At 62.3% G+C, this 18,228-nt stretch carries 13 protein-coding genes and 2 pseudogenes; 9 read left to right on the top strand and 6 right to left on the bottom strand.

From position 1 onward, the window contains the following. Positions 1 to 97: 97 nt before the first annotated feature. Positions 98 to 802, bottom strand: a pseudogene (locus CIC12_RS28810) (IS6 family transposase); the annotation flags it as partial. 681 nt (positions 803 to 1,483) lie between these two features. Between CIC12_RS28810 and CIC12_RS33935 the strand changes: the two are divergent. Further along, positions 1,484 to 1,790, top strand: a pseudogene (locus CIC12_RS33935) (aldo/keto reductase); the annotation flags it as partial. Between the two features lie 396 nt (positions 1,791 to 2,186). Beyond that, positions 2,187 to 4,604 (top strand): two-partner secretion domain-containing protein, encoded by a 2,418-nt coding sequence (locus CIC12_RS28800; protein ID WP_168669309.1) that lies wholly within the window; start codon positions 2,187 to 2,189, stop codon positions 4,602 to 4,604. Positions 4,605 to 4,713: 109 nt separating this feature from the next. Here the strand turns inward: CIC12_RS28800 and CIC12_RS28795 are convergent, their stop codons facing one another. Then, complete coding sequence (locus CIC12_RS28795) at positions 4,714 to 5,610, bottom strand: oxidoreductase (protein ID WP_168669461.1); 897 nt, start codon at positions 5,608 to 5,610, stop codon at positions 4,714 to 4,716. Between the two features lie 545 nt (positions 5,611 to 6,155). Here CIC12_RS28795 and CIC12_RS28790 point away from each other — a divergent pair. After that, positions 6,156 to 6,782: a hypothetical protein gene (locus CIC12_RS28790; RefSeq protein WP_168669307.1), complete on the top strand. Its 627-nt coding sequence runs from the start codon at positions 6,156 to 6,158 to the stop codon at positions 6,780 to 6,782. An 857-nt stretch (positions 6,783 to 7,639) separates the two neighbouring features. Here CIC12_RS28790 and CIC12_RS28785 read toward each other — a convergent pair. Beyond that, positions 7,640 to 7,984 carry an NAD(P)-dependent oxidoreductase gene (locus tag CIC12_RS28785; protein WP_342030580.1) on the bottom strand — a complete coding sequence of 115 codons (345 nt, stop codon included), beginning with the start codon at positions 7,982 to 7,984 and terminating at the stop codon, positions 7,640 to 7,642. An 89-nt stretch (positions 7,985 to 8,073) separates the two neighbouring features. Beyond that, complete coding sequence (locus CIC12_RS28780) at positions 8,074 to 8,991, bottom strand: LysR family transcriptional regulator (protein WP_168669305.1); 918 nt, start codon at positions 8,989 to 8,991, stop codon at positions 8,074 to 8,076. A gap of 116 nt (positions 8,992 to 9,107) precedes the next feature. Between CIC12_RS28780 and CIC12_RS28775 the strand changes: the two genes are divergently transcribed. After that, positions 9,108 to 10,391, top strand: a complete 1,284-nt coding sequence (locus CIC12_RS28775) for an MFS transporter (protein WP_168669303.1) — start codon at positions 9,108 to 9,110, stop codon at positions 10,389 to 10,391. A gap of 51 nt (positions 10,392 to 10,442) precedes the next feature. Next, positions 10,443 to 11,933: a M81 family metallopeptidase gene (locus CIC12_RS28770; protein ID WP_238812938.1), complete on the top strand. Its 1,491-nt coding sequence runs from the start codon at positions 10,443 to 10,445 to the stop codon at positions 11,931 to 11,933. A gap of 127 nt (positions 11,934 to 12,060) precedes the next feature. Here the strand turns inward: CIC12_RS28770 and CIC12_RS28765 are convergent, their stop codons facing one another. Further along, positions 12,061 to 12,969, bottom strand: a complete 909-nt coding sequence (locus tag CIC12_RS28765) for a LysR substrate-binding domain-containing protein (RefSeq protein ID WP_168669299.1) — start codon at positions 12,967 to 12,969, stop codon at positions 12,061 to 12,063. Between the two features lie 113 nt (positions 12,970 to 13,082). Here CIC12_RS28765 and CIC12_RS28760 point away from each other — a divergent pair, with 113 nt between their 5' ends. From CIC12_RS28760 to CIC12_RS28745, 4 genes are all read left to right on the top strand, one after another. Then, positions 13,083 to 14,216, top strand: coding sequence for an NAD(P)/FAD-dependent oxidoreductase (locus CIC12_RS28760; RefSeq protein WP_168669457.1), 1,134 nt, complete (start codon positions 13,083 to 13,085; stop codon positions 14,214 to 14,216). After that, positions 14,209 to 14,571, top strand: a complete 363-nt coding sequence (locus CIC12_RS28755) for a (2Fe-2S)-binding protein (RefSeq protein ID WP_168669297.1) — start codon at positions 14,209 to 14,211, stop codon at positions 14,569 to 14,571. Before CIC12_RS28760 ends, CIC12_RS28755 begins: the two co-directional genes overlap by 8 nt. Then, positions 14,504 to 15,988: an FAD-dependent oxidoreductase gene (locus CIC12_RS28750; protein WP_168669295.1), complete on the top strand. Its 1,485-nt coding sequence runs from the start codon at positions 14,504 to 14,506 to the stop codon at positions 15,986 to 15,988. The genes CIC12_RS28755 and CIC12_RS28750 overlap by 68 nt, the downstream gene beginning before the upstream one ends. 78 nt (positions 15,989 to 16,066) lie before the next feature. Then, on the top strand, positions 16,067 to 16,849 hold the full coding sequence (locus CIC12_RS28745; protein WP_168669293.1) for an ABC transporter substrate-binding protein: 783 nt from the start codon (positions 16,067 to 16,069) through the stop codon (positions 16,847 to 16,849). Between the two features lie 317 nt (positions 16,850 to 17,166). Here the strand turns inward: CIC12_RS28745 and CIC12_RS33430 are convergent, their stop codons facing one another. Then, entirely contained in the window at positions 17,167 to 17,538 is a 372-nt protein-coding gene (locus CIC12_RS33430; protein WP_238812937.1) for an HlyD family secretion protein, read from the bottom strand. Positions 17,539 to 18,228 lie beyond the last annotated feature (690 nt).

Here is an 18,228-nt window from a genome sequence, read left to right as displayed (position 1 = left end):
GGGTAGTGACCACATAGCCGACAAAAGAGTTAATGTCGCGATAAGGAAGATGGGACGAGCAAACTCCCGCAATGAAGAGGACTAGGTATATTGCGGGGGAGTAGAATCGTTCAGCGGCACTCGCAGCGACGCCATCGTCACGCATCTGCCCCTTGCGAAGCATGTGCATGATATCTATGCCAGGCAGGATGATGCGGGCACAACGAAAATCCTTGAAGCCCCTCATCGGTTTGATGATGCGTTTGACGGCGCGGTGGTCCTGCTCAGCGATGTTGTCCAGGTACTTGACCTGCCGGATCGTGATGGGCGTTTCCCGTTCCGCGGTGATGGCGTGCAGGGCGGCCAGATTCGCGCCGCTCTTGTCCACGGTTATGGTCTGCGGCTCGCCGTTCTGATCGATCGGCTTCTCGAAGTAGCGACGCGCAGCCGCCTTGTCGCGATGGGCTCGCAGCAGGAAGTCAACCGTATTGCCTCCCTTGTCGACGGCGCAGTACAAATACTTCCATTGGCACTTGACCTTGACGTAGGTCTCATCGACGCGCCAGCTCCTGCCCACCGGACGTTTGCGTTTGCGAAATGCCTTTTCAAACATCGGCAGCAGTTTGATGACCCAGCGGTGCACGCTCGAATGATCCATCTCGACTCCCCGCTCCTGCATCATTTCCTCGAGATTTCGCAAGCTCAGCGAGTACGCCGCATACCAGCGCACGCATAGCAGGATCACGTCCAGCGGGTAGCGCAGCCGCTTCAGGACCTTGCCAATGCCAGCGGGCAGCGTGCGCGGCGTCTTTGTCTTTGCCATCATGCTCGTCATGCGTTTCGGCCTGGCATATTCTACTTGACCGCGTTAGGGCGACAGAGCCTTTGCCGGAGCGTTTGCGCCTGATGCGCTAGCAAGTGCTTTCCGTTTCGGTTCCAACACGACTCGAGCTATATCGAGGTACCCTCATAGTTTTGCCAGCCAGCAGCAGAAGATTCGGCGTACCGGACAATTCGCCCTACGACAATGCCGCGCCGAGCGGATGGTGTTCTCTCTCATCAGCGCATCCTGCTTGCCTTGCGTACATTAGAGAAAGAGAACTACATCGTTGCGCGGCCGGTCTTCGAAACCGCCTTGGTGTCAATACACGCACGCGAGCCAGCCCCGGTCTGTCGGGCAGACGGAACCTGAGAGCGATAGGTGAATGTTGGGATGGGTGGCGCTCGGAACGAGATGAGCTGATGCTCATGGGTCTCCGATTATTCTGGTTCTTTTTATAGATATTTCAGACTGAAAGGTCCAGTACTTCCGCCGTACGGCCTATCATCTCGGCTGATTTTCTCAGACTACCGTCCGAATCCTACTAGTCAATCGGAGCCCAGTAGACTCAACACGGTTCTCACACCGTTAAAGTGTTCGCCGGGTTGTCCAGGTACTTCTAAAATTGATCCTCGAAATGGAAAAATGCGCGCCCATAAATGCGCGCCCGTAAGCCCTTGTCCAAAATCCGTTGCTGGCGAGGCGCTCGAACCGTTCCGCGATCAGGTCGTGATCGCGACCAAATTCGGCTTCGAAGGCGGTGACGTTCAGAAGGGCGTCAATAAATAGCACGCGGGACAATATGCGCGCGGTCACCGAGGCCGCACTCAAGCGGCTGCGCACGGATTGCATTGATCTGCTCGATCAACATAGGATCGATCCTGATGTGCCGACGGAAGACGTCGCCGGCGCGGTCAAAGATCTGATTCAGCAGGGCAAGGTCAACCATTTCGGCATGTCCGAAGCGGGTGTCGAGTCGAGCCGCCGTGCGACCGTGGGCAGGACCGGCCGCGATCCCGGAAGATATTTGGTTTGAATTTCCGGAAGTTGATCGAGCTCCTCTACGCAAGTGCCTTCTTCCCCTCGGTCAGCTCCGCCAATGTCGTCGCGTGAAGGGGCAAGAGATGCGCCGGTCGTAGCCTTACGCCTCTATTAGGCATGCAACGATCAGCGCCACAGATAGTCGGTTATCTCTACATACCCGTCTGCACCGACATCAATCGCAACAAGAGAGCCTCATCTGGCGGAAAACGCAGCTGTGCTGACAGGTTGCCTTTGCGAAGCATCTGCTAAGCTGAATCGACAGACTTCGAAATGGTGGTTCAGGAACCATTTCTGCCATCGCACTCGACCGGTCGGTTCTCGAAGTCATCGCAATGAGGCATGTATGCCATTTCGATCAGGACAACCATCCAATATCGATGCCAAAAGCAAGTGCCGGTGCGCGCGTTGCAACTGGATTTTGGTCGGCGTGTCGGTGGTGGAATTTATCGCGTCGTCCACTTCAATGGCAGGCGGCGTGTTACCTCAGGGCGGAAGATACGTTAGCGGGCAGGGCTCGATCACAGCCAGCGGCAACGGCGTCGTCGTCACACAGCCTGGCTCGACGCGCGGCGTGATCGAATGGGACAGTTTTTCGATCGGCAAACGCGACACGGTCACTTTCGACAACGGTCGGGGCGGGACGCTCAACCGCGTATCGGGTGGCTCGCCGTCTGCGATTCTCGGCAAGCTGAGTGCGACCGGCGACGTGTTTCTGATCAATCCGCAAGGCATCGTAATAGGACGTTCCGGCGTGATCGCGACCGGCGGACGCTTCCTTGCTTCAACACTTAACCTCTGTGACGACGCCTTCATGAAGGGCGACGCGCTCACGCTATCGGGAAAATCGGATGCACGGGTGGTTAATCTCGGCGAAATAAATTCGAATGGAGGAGACGTATTCCTGATTGCGCGAAAGGCCGTTGTCAACCACGGTACGGTTACCGCGCCGAACGGCACTGTCGAATTGGCCGTTGGCGAGCAGGTGCTATTGCAATATGCAAACGGCGCCCGGCAGGTATTCGTGCAGACCGGCAGCAAGGGTACGATCTTCGACAAGGGCTCGCTGGAGGCGGCGCAGATCAGCCTTCAGGCCGCGGACGGCAACATCTACGCGCTAGCCGGTGGTGGCGCACGGCTGCGCGCCAACGGCACAGCCAACCGGGACGGACATGTATGGCTGGTGGCTGACGGCGGGCAGGTCGTACAACGTGGCGCGATCAAGGCGGCCAATGGCGACGGCAACGGTGGCACCGTCGACGTTCAGGCGGATCAGCTAACGTTCGGCAAAGATGCACAGGTGCGGGCCGGTCAGTGGAACATATCCACACCCGCCTGGACCATCGACGCTTCCGCAGCGAATTCATTGCGGCGCAGCCTGAACGCAGGCACTTCGGTAAACGTAACGACGACGGGTGCTAAAGGGACTACTGGCGATCTCGTCATCGGCTCCAGCCTGGGCTGGAATGGGTCCGCCGCACTCACCCTCGCGGCTTATCACAACCTCTCGATTGCTTCGGGCATTGCCCTCGGGAACAAGGGCACGGGCAATCTGACCCTGCGCGCAGATGCGACGAGCATCGATAACGGCGGCAGCGTGGCAAACCATGGCACGATCGACTGGTCCGCGAGCACGGGTCTCGTGAGTGCGTTGTACGACATGAATGGCAGCTACAGTCCGGGCACGATTCTTACCAACGCCGCCTGGACTGCCGCGCCGTACAGTGGTCTGCTCACGCAGGTGAGCGCCTACAGGCTAGTCAATTCACTGACTGATCTGCTCGACGTGCCGTTGGATCTCTCCGGTGTCTATGCACTTGGCAAGGACCTCAACCTGGGCGGCGCGAACCCGAATGTTTATAGTCCCGGCACGCCTGTTTCGATTGGAAGCGGCACGATTGCTTTTACCGGCCAGTTCGACGGCATGGGACATGTGATTAGCGGGGTGACACCGGGCGTCGTGATCTCCGAGTACGGCTACTCCACCGCCGGGCTGTTCGGCGTAATCGGAAAGCAGGGCGTAGTGCGCAATCTCGGCGTGACCAACGTCGAGGTCGACGACAGTGGTGATGGCGTCTTCGGCATTGTCGCCGGCGTGAATCACGGTTTGATCACCTACACCTATGCGAGTGGCAGCATTGGCGGCGGCGGCATAATCGCGAATCCTTCCATCGGTGGACTGGTCGGGGACAACGAGGGGACCGTCACGCGATCGTGGAGTACCGCGGCGGTCGGCAGCACTGGCGTCGCGGGAGGACTGGTCGGGTTGAACGGGGGGCTGATCAGCCAGTCTTACGCGACCGGCAGCACGGCCGGATCCGCGCATGGCGTCCCGGGAGGACTAGTGGGTGTCAACGATGGCGTGATCTCGCAGTCTTACGCCACCGGAGCCGTGTCTTCCTACCCAACGTCTTGTTCGTTCTGCATGATCGGCGGGGCGGGGTTGGTCAATGAGAACTACGGGCAGGGCATCATTGAGCAGTCGTTCGCAACCGGCCGGGTCACACAGTACAATTTTGGAACCGTTCCGATAGGCATCGCGTACTCTGCAGGCGGCACCATTAAGAACAATGTCTACTGGGACAAGGAAACCACCGGTGCGACGAAAGGCGGCGGCGCACTCCCGGCCAGCAATGGCCTCACCACCGCGCAGATGAGCAATCCGGCCAGCTTCGATACGTCCTGGGACTTCAGCGCAACCGGTGCGTGGGCAATGCCGGCCGGCGCGACACATCCGGTCTTGCGTTGGCAACTGACGCATTGAATGAATTGACGTGGGCGTGATCTTGAAGTTGGTCAGTAAGTCAGAAGCCGACCAATTCCGGCCACTCGACGTCGAGACTCGGACTGCTGCCAGACAGATGCTCGCAATGTTAGCCGGGGCCGTCGCTGGCGGCCGCCAAAAGCGGGACGACCAGATCGCTGATCGGCGTCGCGATGCCGCGAGATCGACCACATCGCTGCACGACGCCGTTCCGGCTTTCCCATTCGAGGGGACGGCCGGCCTGTCGGTCTGCGAGGATGGACGTACCCATGTCGGCTGGGGCGCCATGAAATCCATCGACTATCTCTTGCGGCACTTCATCGCCCAGTGTTGCGCCCTCCGCGCGGGCAACCTCAAGACATTCCCGAAGGTAGGCCAGAGACAGCGCGGTGATGTCGGTTCGGGAGAACATGCCGGCACGGCGACCTGCCAGAACCATTAAACCGGCGACCGCATTCTGTAGAAGCTTTCGCCAGGCGACGGACGTGAAGTCCGCCGCAACGTCGACCGAACACCGGCTGCCGCTCAAGGCCGTGAGCACCATGCTGGCGCCCGTTGTATCCGGCAGGGTGAGGCGCGCCTTGCCGCGTAGCCAAACCGAGGCGTCGGGCTCACGTTGAGCGGGAAACCACACCACCGAGGGCAGCACGGGTCCGCCCCCCAGGTACGGCGCGAAGAGCGCCTGCTGCTCGACGCCGTTTTGCAGCACGCAGACAACCGTCTTCGCATTGCACAATGCAGACAGCCACGGTGCCGCCGTCTCCACCTGTGTTGACTTGACCGCGACGAAAACCAGATCGAACGTGGTTTTGGTCTCAGTCGGATCCGTCCGCACCGGTCCCGGCACAACGACGCGACCGCCGTCGAAACGCAGTTCAAGTTGCTCCAACGCCGAGCGCCCGCAAATCGTCGGCGTGCGCCCGACCTCATGAAGCGCGGCCGCAATGGTCGTGCCGATCGCCCCCGGGCCAATGAGGGCGATGGTTGGGCTTTCAGACATTGTCATGATCATCCTGTTCTGATTGACATTTGCGGGCCTGACAACCGTGCGGCTCAGGTGAGCCGTCGTCATTGAATAAGCCCGCACAATAGGCGATTGATTGTAGGTTACCCAGTCCGGGTAGCAATCTGATCAATCGCCAATCTAACTCAGTAGTGTCGAATGAGGCGGTCAATTCCGCAAAGGTGGAGGGCCGCTTTTGATAACCTCGAATGACCGGAACGGGTCGTTCTGGTGCGCTCGCGCTGTTATCCCCGGCTTGGCTCTTTCGGACCATCGGGCGGCGTAACGCCAGCCAGCGCGGCCCTTGTCGGCCCCGCGACGCCCCCCAGAGCATCGGCGGTCCCGACGACGCATTATGGTGTGCGCGTGCCTCAAAGGCTTCGAACTCTTCGCGGCAAGCAACAGCCGATCAGCAAGCCACGACAGCGGTTCAGGCGCACGACTTAAGAATTCACCGCATTGACCGTTAAAGCGTTGGTGCCGATAAGTGTCCTTCGGCGGAGGATACAGGTCCCCCATAGAATTCGGATGTACCCGCATCACACAACATGGAGAAAAAATTGAGATGTTTGCAAAAGCGGCTGATGTCGCATTCCGTCTATGCTGCGCTACTACTGTTATGCACTTCGGTGTCGGCAGAACCACGCTCGATTGATGCTCGGCAACTCGATCTAGCTGGCGTCAAAAGCGGCATGGACTACAACGAGGCTCTAACTGCCGCCTCCAACTATCTGCACGCGCCGAAGGACAAGTTCAAGCCGGAGCAATTCCCAGCCGTCAACGTCGTGATCGGAAAAAAAGAGCCCGGCTGGTTTACTTACGACAGCAACGGGGCGAAGCTGACGGTCTACTTCGAAGGCCGAGTTCCGATTGACAAGGCGCGACCTCTGGTGGTCTGGCTTGTTCGGTACGAAGTGCCGTGGTCCCAAGACAACGCGGCAGCTATGGGGAAGGCGGCCATGCAAAAATATGGCACAGCGTCGAACGCCCCGAATACATTGCCGATGCAGTGGTGCGATAATCCGAGCCCAAACATTGGCTTGGGTTGCCCGAAAGATACAAGTCACGCGTATCTTGAACTGAACCAGACGGCTTTGGTGCTGACTGATCCGTCGTGGCAACAAGCGCGGTTCAGGTTCGTGGATGCCCAAAAAAAGGTTACGCCGGGTTTCTGACCTTGGCTTATTCGACCTTTCGCCGGTAGGGAGCACCGCTCGGTCAAGGTGCCCAATACAAAGTCCAATAAAGATATACGGCAGACCTTAGTACTGATGCGGGTTTGCTTTTCGGCCGGGACGATGGCGCCGCCCGCGTGCGGTGAGACGTTCGCGCGCGGTCTATCGCACGTCTGGGTCAGCTTGGCGTCGGGCGGCGTCGGGCGGCGTCGCGCGAGCCAGCGCGGCCTCGCCCGCCGCACAACGTGCTCCAGTATCCGGCGGCCAGCATCGTGCCGCGCCGTTCAGGCCATCCTGACAATCACGGTCAGCAATTCCGCCATGCGCTCTTCATCCGCGCCTCCAGCCGATGCTTTCCCTTGGCCACGGAGCGCGTAGACCATTCGGACGGGTCCAGACGCCACGCTTCAAGGGCGCATCGCGGCCGATACTGTTTGCAAGGACTTCCCCGGAGAGTCAAGATCGGGGGAAGTCCTTGCAAACAGAATTGACCACAAGCAGTCGTTCTTACCGAGCGATAGCGGCCTTCCGAACGTCTTTGTCCGCTCGAAAGCGGACCGACGCACTGCGTGCCGGGCGCTCGACGATCCCGCCGACCAGGAAGCAGTGATCAATCGGAAGATCCGCCGATAGCTCTGCAGCATCGCTAGTTCAATTCCGAGCCCAGCAAAATAGCTGCGGTCAGAAAAGATATGACGTCCTCGTCTCAGGACGCGTCAGGCGGCGAGTGAGCGGCCAACTGGGCGGTCGTTACGGAAAAGGGCGAATAGCCGCGCTTCATCCCTTCTGTTCTCATCGCCGGCCTGGATAAGCACACGAAGGCATCGTGTTGGTGCCGCTGATCGAAGAACCGAGCTTCAATACCCCTGCGCTCGATCGACACAAGGCGGGATCTGCCCGCTATCGCGATAGCGCCGGATATTGCTCCCGACCATTACCGACGCACTTTCGCGATCCGTCGGCGCGGAGATGTGAGGCAAGACGGTGACGCGCGGGTCCTCCCAATGCCAACTGTCGGTGGGCAAGGGTTCGGTCGCGAACACGTCGAGCACCGCATTGCAAAGCGCGCCGCTCGCGAGCGCGCTTTGCAATGCGGCGTCGCCGACGATTGATCCACGCGCGAAATTGAGATACCCACGCCGCCGCCCGCACCTGAAAAGGACGGCTCCGCACGGCGTCCGTGCGCCGAAAGACAATTCCACACAGACACAGCAACCTGGTGCGGTGCTGCTCAACGCCGCGATGCGACTTGGAGGACGGTTGATTCAGCAGCGACGCCGCTTCGCACGTATCACGTGCCGCGGGCGAACACCGTCATTCGTTCAACAATCCATTCCAGCAGTTGCTCCGCTGCAACCGAAAGCGGTCTGCGCGCTTTGACGAGCACACTAGCTTTGGCGGTCTCGAAGATCGGGTGTGAGATCGGCAACGCCACCAGTTCTCCCGCATCGATTTCCCGATAAACAGAAAACGCGCTGATCAGCGTTGCCCCATTGCCCCGCGTCACGAACTGGCGTAACACCTGAAGCGAGTTTGTCAAGAGAGTGGGACGGATGTCGAGGTTTTCCGCGTAGGCGAGCATGTCAACGATCTGACCCAGACCGAACGCCGGCGGCATCAATGCAAGCGGACAGGCAAGCATCTCGTCGACGGTGACCGGGCCGCCCCGGACCGCAAGTGGATGCCGCGCATTGACGAGCAGCACCACCGGCATTGGCGACGTCGCCCGGTATTCGACTTCGGGATGCGTTGGCGGGTTGTACGCAAGGCCGATATGCGCGCGGCTCTCGATGATTTCCTCGAGGACGTTGTTGACCGGCATTACGTCCACCACGACGTCGAGCTTCGGATACTGCGTACAGAATTCCTGCAGCACTTCTTCCATCAAGCCGTCGATATAGCCTTCGCTGATGGCGAGCCGGATATGCCCACGTTGCAACCCACGCAACGCCTGCAGGCGATCTTCCAGTTGCTCCTGCTGCGATTGGCATCCGCGCCAGTACTCCAGCACATGGGCCGCCGCTTCGGTTGGCCGCACGCCGCGCGCCCGCCGCTCGAAGAGTGTCGCGCCCACATCTTCTTCCAGGAGGCGGATCTGCCGCGTGATCACGGAAGCCGCCGTGTTCAGACTGTCGGCGGCGGCGCGTATCGAGCCGTGCGTAAGCACTTCGTGGAAATACCGCAGGCGTCGCTGATTGAGTTCTCGCATCGGTCAAATTTGATGAGTGTTGCCTGATCGGCAACGATAGCAAACTTCAGTTGCTCTTGCTCGCTGGTTTTTGGCTGTCGAACATTGATTCACCCCACGTACCACGGAGAAGACCCTTGTCCGCCATTTCTTCCACGCTCGTCGCCGAGCGGCATGCGAACCTCTATCGCAAGCTCAACTGGCGCCTGTTGCCGTTCCTGCTGCTGTGCTACACGTTCGCGTACCTGGACCGCGTCAATATCGGTTTTGCCAAACTGCAGATGCAAGCCGATCTGGGCTTCTCCGACGCCGTCTACGGCCTCGGCGCGGGCATCTTTTTCCTTGGCTACGTGCTGTTCGAGATACCGAGCAATCTGCTGCTGCCCCGGATCGGGGCGCGCAAGACCATCAGCCGCATCATGGTGCTGTGGGGCATCACGTCGGCGGCAATGCTGTTTGTGCGCAACGAGCCCATGTTCTATGTGATGCGCTTTCTGCTCGGCGTGTTCGAAGCCGGTTTCGCACCGGGCATGATTTTCTATCTCACGTACTGGTACGGCCGCGCGCGAATGGCGCAGGTGATGGCGATTGTCATGCTCGCCGGACCGATCGGCGGCATGTTCGGGGGCCCGCTCTCGAGCTGGGTTATGACTTCGTTTTCCGGGGCTCACGGTCTCGACGGCTGGCAGTGGATGTTTCTCATCGAAGGCCTACCGTGTGTGATTCTGGGTGTGCTCGCGCTGTTCGTCCTGGACGACCGTCCCGCCGACGCAAGCTGGCTTAGCGACGACGAAAAGCACCTGCTTGCCTCCGAACTCGACACATCGGGCTCGCATCATTCGTTTGCGCAGGTTGCGAAGGACCCGCGCGTCTATCTGATGGCGGTGCCTTACTTCTGCTTTATCTGCGGCATCTACGCGGTGAGCTTCTGGCTACCCTCCATCATCAAGGCGGCGGGCGTGAAGGACACGATGCAGATAGGTCTTTATTCCGCCATCCCCTATCTCGCCTCGGCCATTGCAATGACGCTGATAGGCCGCAGCTCGGACAGGCGTGGCGAGCGCCGCTATCACAGCGCGATCCCGGCGCTCATCGGCTCGGCGACACTCGCGCTTGCAACGTTCTTCGGCGATCAACTCTCCATTGCGCTCACTTGCATCACGATCGCCACGGCGATGATGTGGGTCGCCTACACAGTGTTCTGGGCGATGCCCTCCGAGTATCTCAAGGGTGATGCGGCATCGGGCGGCATCGCGCTCATTAACACGCTCGGGCTGATCGGTGGCTTTCTCAGTCCGACGATCATCGGCTGGGCGCAGACGGCGACCGGCAGCCTGCATGCCGGCTTATATGTGATGGTCGCGCTTCTCGCAATCGGCGCCTTCGTGCTCATCGCGATGCGTCCTGCGCGGGGCAGCTAACTCCCGATTCATGCGCGAGTCGCGTTCAAACCACGGAAAATGAGGTTTCACTTGTCCATCATTCTGATTGCAGGCTTCCAGCACGAAACCAATACGTTCGCGCCGTCGCAAGCCACCTATGAAAATTTCCAGCGCGGTGAAGGTTTTCCGCTCATGTCGCGCAGCAGCGACGTGCTCGCCCTGCGCGAGGTGAACATTCCTGCAGGCGGCTTTATCCGTGCGGCCGAAGCGCAAGGGCATGTTCTCGTGCCGGTCATCTGGGCGGGGGCGAGCCCCTCCGCGCACGTCACGCGCGACGCGTTCGAACGCATCGCCGGAGAGATCGTCGACGCGGCACGGTCGCACGTCTTCGACGCGGTGTATCTGGACCTTCACGGCGCGATGGTTGCCGAGCACGTCGACGACGGCGAGGGTGAATTGCTGGCACGCGTGCGCGAAGCCGTCGGCGCGGGCGTGCCCATCGTCGCTTCGCTCGATCTGCATGCGAACGTCACGGAAGGCATGCTGCGCGATGCAGATGCACTGGTCGCCTATCGCACCTATCCGCACGTCGATATGGCCGAAACGGGCGCGCGCGCCTTCGCGGTGCTCGAACGGCTGCTGGCAGGAGAGCGCCTGCAGCATGCGGCGCGGCGGCTGCCGTTCCTGATTCCGATCAACGGCATGTGCACGATGCTGGAGCCCTCGCGCGGCATGTACGCGAGCGTCGCGGCGCTCGAACGGGGCGATGTCGTATCGGTGTCGTTCGCACCCGGCTTTCCAGCAGCGGACTTTCCGGAATGTGGGCCGATGATCTGGGCCTACAGCAATGGACCGGAGGCCGCGCAAGCAGTGGTCGATCAGCTCTATCACCGCATGATCGACGACGAAGCCGCGTGGCGCGTGCCCTTTCTTTCCCCCGATGAGGCCGTGTGCGAAGCGATGCGGCTGTCCGCCGATGCACGCCGTCCGGTGGTCATCGCCGATACGCAGGACAACCCGGGCGCGGGCGGCGACGCCAACACGATGGAGATGCTGCACGCGCTTGTGCGCAATGGCGCGAAGGGCGCGGCCATCGGCCTGATCTACGATCCCGCCGTGGCGCTCGCCGCGCATCGCGCGGGGGTGGGCGCGCGGCTCGAATTGTCGTTGGGAGGGCAGTCGGGTGTGCCGGGCGACCGGCCATTCGACGGTGCTTTCGAGGTCGTTGCGTTGTCTGACGGACGGCTGCGCTATGACGGCCCGATGATGAACGGGATGCAGGCCGAACTCGGCCCCGTGGCATGTCTGCGCGTCGATGACGTGCTGATCGCGGTAAGTTCGAGCAAAGCGCAGATGCTCGACCGCAACCTGTATCGCGTGGCCGGCATCCAGCCGGAGGACATGAAGATTCTCGTCAACAAGAGTTCGGTGCATTTCCGTGCGGATTTCGAGCCGATTGCCGAGGCGATTCTCGTGGCAAAAGCGCCCGGCCCGATGACGGCGGATCCCGCCGATCTGCCGTGGACGCGGCTCGCGCCCGGGATCCGGATGAGCCCGGGTGGAAAAGCCTTTGCGGGTTAGCGAAGCGCGGGCACAACTACGCGTGTCGATGTTCGCTCGCCCATGCATTGCACGACGAACTGTCTCGGCGCACGCTCGCCGCCGGAACTGAGTGAGGTTTTATCAGGCTACCGCCCGGGGGGCCTCCCTAATGCTGATCAAGAAGCTGCGTCAATGCCTCGCGGGCGCGTGCACAGAAAAGCTCCACGATGCCCGAGGGCGACTGTGTCGCGGCATGCACGAGGTAGATCTGGTCGCGAATCTCCGGTTGAAAGGGCCGCACGGTGACGCGCGCTTTCGCATATGCAGCCGTGACCGGATCGATCAGCGCAACGCCAGCGCCATTGGCCACGAGCGCCACGATCGTCTGCGACAACTGCGCCTCGATGGTCATCTGACGCTGCACGCCATGCTCCACGAACAGGCGGTCGATCGCAGCGCGCGCATCGAACGAACGCGGAAAGGAAACGAAGGGCTCGCTCTGCAAATCGCTCGGCTTTAGCACGCGCTTTCTTGCAAGGCGGTGCGTGAGCGGCAAGATGCAGCGCATCGACGCATCCGTTAGCCGCTCGGAGCGCACGGCAGGATGCGGAATCGCTTCCGCGATAAAGCCTGCGTCGCATTGTCCCGACGCCACCATGTCGACGACCGTGTTCGCGCTATGCGTGAGCAACGTCACGTCGATGCCCGGATGCGACTGAACGAACTGCGCGACGACGGCAGGCAGCAGTTCGAGCGCAATGGCAGGCGACCCTGCCACGCGCAGCGAACCGCGACGCATCGCGCGTATTTGTTGCGCGGCGTGACCGATGCGATCCAGACCGACAAACGCGCGCTCCACTTCCTCGTATAACACGCGTGCTTCGGCAGTCGGCACAAGCCGTCCTTGCTGCCGCTCGAAGAGCGCGAATCCCACGCTGTCCTCGAAATCCGCGATCAACCGGCTCACGGCCGGCTGTGACACATGCAGCGACTGGGCGGCACGCGTCACCGTGTATCGCTGCATCAGCGCGCGGAACGCTTCCACTTGCCGGATCTTGAGATCGTTCGAGGCCATAATATTTGCTTATGGATAATAAAAGAAAAGGCATTTGACGCCGCATTTTGCCAGTTGGATGCTACGCCGGACAGCATTTTTCAGAGATTCACGCCGTGACTGATATCCATAACATGAGAGCGAACGCGTACGACGTCGTCGTTGCAGGCGGCGGTCTCGTCGGCATGGCGATCGCCTATGGGCTTGCGCGTCAGCGCCTGCGCGTGGCCGTGTGCGACGGCGACGACAACGCTTATCGGGCGGCGCGCGGCAATTTCGGCCTGGTGTGGGTGCAGGGTAAGGGCGGGCGCTGCTTGGCCTACGCGCAGTGGTCGCTGGGTTCGTCGGAGCGCTGGTCGGCGTTCGCGGCGCAACTGTTGCGTGAGACGGGCGTCGACGTTGGTTTCGAGCGGCCCGGCGGCATCGAGCTGTGCGAGACGCACGGTGAACTCGACAAGGGGCGGACCTTGCTCGAATCGTTGCGCCAGCAGGACGCAGGGCTCGACTACGAAGTGCTCGATCCGGCCGCATTGCGCAAGCGCATCCCGGCGGCATCGCCGGAACTGGCGGGCGCGCTCTATTCACGCAACGACGGCCACGCCAGTCCGTTGTACACGCTGCGCGCATTGCAGCGGGCATTCGTGGCGCTCGGCGGCGCATATCGGCCGAATGAGGAAGTGCGCGAGGTGCTGCCGCGCGCGGGCCGCTTCGATGTGATCACGGCGGCGGGCACGCTCGCGGCCGGGCGCGTCGTGCTCGCGGCGGGACTTGGCAATGCGCGGCTTGCACCGATGGTCGGCCTTGACGCGCCAATCTCGCCGTTGCGCGGACAGATCATGGTGACCGAGCGCCTTGCACCGTTTATTGCCTATCCGACGCTGGTCGTGCGGCAGACGCGCGAAGGCTCGGTGATGCTGGGAGATTCCGCCGAAGACGTCGGTTTCGACGACGGGACCACGCGCGGAGTGATGGCTGATATCGCGCGGCGCGCGCAGACCGCTTTTCCGCTGCTCGCGCATGCCCGCATCGTGCGGGCGTGGGGCGCGCTGCGCATCATGACGCCGGATGGTCTGCCCGTCTACGAGGAATCCGCATCGTGTCCGGGCGCCTTCATCGCGATCTGTCATAGCGGCGTGACGCTCGCCGCCGCGCATGCCGATACCCTCGCACCGTGGATCGCGGGCGGCGCGCGTCCGGGCATCGTCGAGCCGTTCGTGACGGCGCGCTTTCAACCTGCATCCATTGCGGTGAGGACGAGTCATGTTTGAATGCTTGCCGCTGACGTCCGACGCGACCGTCGGCATCGATATCGACGGTAACGCCTTGCGAGTGCCCGCCCACTTCACGGTTGCTGCGGCCTTGCTCGCGAGCGGGAAGGTGATGTGCCGTTCGTCGGCAGTCAGCGGTGCGCCGCGCGGGCCGTTTTGCATGATGGGCGTGTGTTTCGAGTGTCTCGTCGAGGTCGACGGCGTACCGAACGTGCAGGCCTGCATGACGCGCGTCGCCGAGGGCATGCGCGTGCGCGCGATGCAAGGCAAGGCAAGGCGAGGATCGCATGACGGAGATGCGATGCGATCTACTGATCGTGGGCGCGGGCCCGGCGGGGATGACGGCGGCCTGTGAAGCGCGCGAGCGCGGCCTTTCGGTGATCGTCGCCGATGATGGTCATGCGCTGGGCGGACAGATCTACCGCGATGCGGCGAGCTCGCCGCTCAGAAGCACTGTGGCGCTCGGCAAGGACTATGCGGCGGGACGTCCGCTCATCGAGCGCTTTCGCAGGTGTGGCGCACAGTATCTGCCGCAGACCCTGGTCTGGCAGATCGCGCACGAGCCGCAGGCGGGCAGCACTGAAGTGGTCGCGATGCTGACGCGCGGCAATCCGGTGGACACGGTCAAAGCGCGCGGCGCGTCCGGCGACGCCGGGACGCTGGCCGTTCATGCGCGCGCCGTGCTGATGGCGACAGGCGCCCAGGAACGACCGTGGCCGGTTCGCGGCTGGACGCTGCCGGGCGTGATGGGCGTGGGCGCGGCGCAGTCCGTATTGAAGTCAGCGGGTCTCGTACCGCCCGAAGAGACTGTGCTGGTCGGCAGCGGGCCGCTCTTGTGGCTGTTCGCTTCGCAACTGCTGGACGTGGGCCGGCGCATCGAGGCCATCGTCGATACGACGCCGTCGCGCGCGTACGTCGACGCGTTGCGCCATGTGCCGCGCGCGCTGCGGGCGGCCGATTATCTGCTCAAAGGGTGGCGCATGCTGCGCGCCGTGCGCCGCGCGGGCATCGCCATTCATCGGCATGCGCGGGACGTGGAAATCGTCGGCGATATGGAGGCGCGCGCCGTCCGCTTCGTCGACGGTGCAGGCAACGCGCAGCGCATCGACGCGTCGCTCGTGCTGCTGCATCAGGGCGTGATTCCTTCGTCGAACCTGGCGCGCGCGACCGGTTGCGCACACGAATGGGATACGGGCGCGGCTTGCTGGCGGCCGTGCACGGACGCATGGGGACGCAGCAGCGTCGCGCAGGTGTGGATCGCCGGCGATGGCGCGGCCATCGCCGGCGCGCAGGCGGCGGCCTCGGCGTCCACGCTCGCCGCGCTCGATATCGCCGCGCAACTCGGCGCGCTCGATGCGCGAGCGCGAGACCGCGCAAGCCGCGCACCGCGTGCCGCATTGAACCGGCATCTGGCCGTGCGCCCGCTGCTGGACGCGCTCTATACACCTGCGCCCGCGTTCCGTCTGCCCGCCGACGAGGTCATCGTGTGCCGCTGCGAGGAAGTGACCGCGGGCGAAATCCGCCGCATTGCCGCGCAAGGCTGCATGGGGCCGAACCAGATGAAGGCGTTCTCGCGTTGCGGCATGGGGCCGTGCCAGGGCCGCTGGTGCGGCACGACGGTGGGCGAGGTGATCGCGAGCACCCAGGCGAGAGACATCGCCGACGTCGGGTATTACCGCATACGCGCGCCCGTCAAACCGGTGACGCTCGCGCAACTGGCGCAGGCGCTGCCCGCCGGCGACGATGTCGCGCGAGGCGAGTTTCCAAGTTGAAGCGCGCTGTTTTCCGGCCATGCGTACGCGCTGTTTTCCGTTGACCTCAACCCTTGAACCCCTGGTTAGGAGTGGCTTATGAAACGTAGCTTGAAAGTGGCGGTGGCAGCCGTGTCGATGGCGCTTGCGTGCGCAGCATCGGCGAAAGAATGGCAGACGATACGCGTGGGCATCGATCCGACCTATCCTCCGTTCGAATCGCTGTCGACGAGCGGCGCCGTGGTCGGCTTCGACGTCGATCTCGGCAACGCGTTGTGCGCGAAGCTGAAGGCGAAATGCGTGTGGGTGCAAAGCAGCTTCGATGGTCTGATTCCGGGCCTTCAGGCACGCAAATTCGATGTGATCCTGTCGTCCATGGCCGCGACGCCGAAACGCCGCGAGCAGATCGATTTCACCAATCGCCTGTATCGCAACCAGACGCGCCTGATCGCGCGCGAAGGTTCGGGCCTGCTGCCCGATGCCGCGAAGCTCGCGCACAAGCGTGTCGCCGTTCAGCAGGGCACGGTGCAGGAAACGTATGCACGCGAGAAGTGGGCGGCGGCAGGCGTCGAGGTGGTGCCGTACCAGAACTACGATCAGGCCTACGCGGACCTTGGCGCGGGCCGCGTCGACGCGGTGCTCATGGACGCGGTGCAAGGCAAGCTCGGTTTTCTCGATACGCCGAGCGGCAAGGGATTCGCTTTCGCGGGGGACGTCGTCTACGACCCGAAGATCATGGGCGACGGCGATGCCGCCGGCATGCGCAAATCCGACAGCGATTTGCGCGACGCACTGAATGTGGCCATCGCGGAAATGTTGCGCGACGGCACGTACCGGAAGATCGAGCGGAAGTACTTTCCATTCGATATGTACGGCAAATAAGCTCCGAACCGGGACGCGGGTAGAACCCGCACCGATGCCAGCGACGCGGCGCCATCATTGCGTCGATTCATGGCAACCCGGTGTTTCGCGGCGAAGATGAAAATCGTTTAGCGGGCCTCCCTTCGTTGCCGAAAGGGACGACATAGATAAAGTCAGTCTGCCGGCTGCGTGGCGAGGATCGGAAGGTGAAAGCCGCAGCAGCCAGTGCGATCCGGCATTGAACAATTGGCCGCGCTGCGCGCTATCGAAGTCACGAGAGCCCAAGCTATTTGCTCTGCCCGATCAACTTTCGCGCAATCGCCTCCGCGCGCGTTATGTCATTCGTCAGGCGACGGTGCCGCGCTCGCACTTGCCTGCGCGGTGGCGCTGGTACCCGGCGATCCGTCGCGTTGATGCGTATCGACCGACACTGTCATTGATAGGCCGACCCGCAACGGATGCGCGACCAGCTCCTCGGGATCCAGAAAAATGATGACCGGCACGCGCTGAACGACCTTGATCCAGTTGCCGGCCGCGTTCTGCGGCGGCAACATGGAAAATGCGCTGCCCGTTCCCGGCGACAGTCCGCCAACCCGGCCGTGAAATACCACGTTCGATCCATAGAGATCGGCGACCGCGGAAACCGGCTGACCGATACGCAGGTTGCGGACTTGTCCTTCCTTGAAGTTGGCCTCGATCCACAACTGCATGACCGGCACGATCGTCATCAGCTGTGCGCCGGCCGCAAACCGGCTGGCGGATCTGCACAGAACGCTGCGCAACGGCGCCTTCGACCGGCGCGACTAACGTCGTTCGCGCGGTCCTGACATAGGCAAGCTTCAGTTGCTGTACCGCCTGCATCACGGCCGGATCGTCTTCGATGTGGCGCGAGCCGCTCGCAAGCTGATTGCGGGCCGATGCAAGATTGGCCCGAGCAACTTTCCCCGATTTCTGGGCCCGCGCACACTCTTCCGCGGAGACCACCTCCACCGTTGCGCCCGAGCGCGCTTTCAACGCCTGTTCAGCCAGCGCGAGCTCCGCGACGCGCGAGTCGACGGCAGCCCGGTACATCGCGTTGGAGAATCTGGCGCTGCGCGCCTGCCTCACCGCGCGGATCAACTGTCCCTCCGCCTCTTGCAGCGCAATGCGCGGCTCGGTGTCATCGAGCCGGACGAGCGGTTGACCGGCCTTGACGTATTGCGTATTGATACTCCAATCGAGATTAGTGGGGTGCACTGAAGATCGCAGCACCGGCCAGCGCTATGCGAAAGACACGTCGGTGCAGCTGACCGGCTTGCGGGGGAGGGCCATCGGGACGGCGTCCGAACGTCGGCTCGCGCCGATCGTGCGAGACGCCCGGCATCGACAATCGCAAGGGCGACAGGCGGCGCAATGTTCGT

This window comes from Paraburkholderia sp. SG-MS1 (genome assembly GCF_012275575.1).
Taxonomy (GTDB): Bacteria; Pseudomonadota; Gammaproteobacteria; order Burkholderiales; family Burkholderiaceae; genus Paraburkholderia.
The sequence above is the reverse complement of the archived record's forward strand: the minus strand, read 5'-3'. Positions and strand labels throughout refer to the sequence as shown.

What these genes read in the sequence shown, in the direction of transcription:
- CIC12_RS28800 (WP_168669309.1), top strand. Translation starts at nt 2,187, where the DNA reads ATGCCATTTCGATCAGGACAACCATCCAATATCGATGCCAAAAGCAAG.
- CIC12_RS28795 (WP_168669461.1), bottom strand. Translation starts at nt 5,610, where the DNA reads ATGACAATGTCTGAAAGCCCAACCATCGCCCTCATTGGCCCGGGGGCG.
- CIC12_RS28790 (WP_168669307.1), top strand. Translation starts at nt 6,156, where the DNA reads ATGGAGAAAAAATTGAGATGTTTGCAAAAGCGGCTGATGTCGCATTCC.
- CIC12_RS28780 (WP_168669305.1), bottom strand. Translation starts at nt 8,991, where the DNA reads ATGCGAGAACTCAATCAGCGACGCCTGCGGTATTTCCACGAAGTGCTT.
- CIC12_RS28765 (WP_168669299.1), bottom strand. Translation starts at nt 12,969, where the DNA reads ATGGCCTCGAACGATCTCAAGATCCGGCAAGTGGAAGCGTTCCGCGCG.
- CIC12_RS28760 (WP_168669457.1), top strand. Translation starts at nt 13,083, where the DNA reads ATGAGAGCGAACGCGTACGACGTCGTCGTTGCAGGCGGCGGTCTCGTC.
- CIC12_RS28755 (WP_168669297.1), top strand. Translation starts at nt 14,209, where the DNA reads ATGTTTGAATGCTTGCCGCTGACGTCCGACGCGACCGTCGGCATCGAT.
- CIC12_RS28750 (WP_168669295.1), top strand. Translation starts at nt 14,504, where the DNA reads ATGACGGAGATGCGATGCGATCTACTGATCGTGGGCGCGGGCCCGGCG.
- CIC12_RS28745 (WP_168669293.1), top strand. Translation starts at nt 16,067, where the DNA reads ATGAAACGTAGCTTGAAAGTGGCGGTGGCAGCCGTGTCGATGGCGCTT.
- CIC12_RS33430 (WP_238812937.1), bottom strand. Translation starts at nt 17,538, where the DNA reads ATGCAGTTGTGGATCGAGGCCAACTTCAAGGAAGGACAAGTCCGCAAC.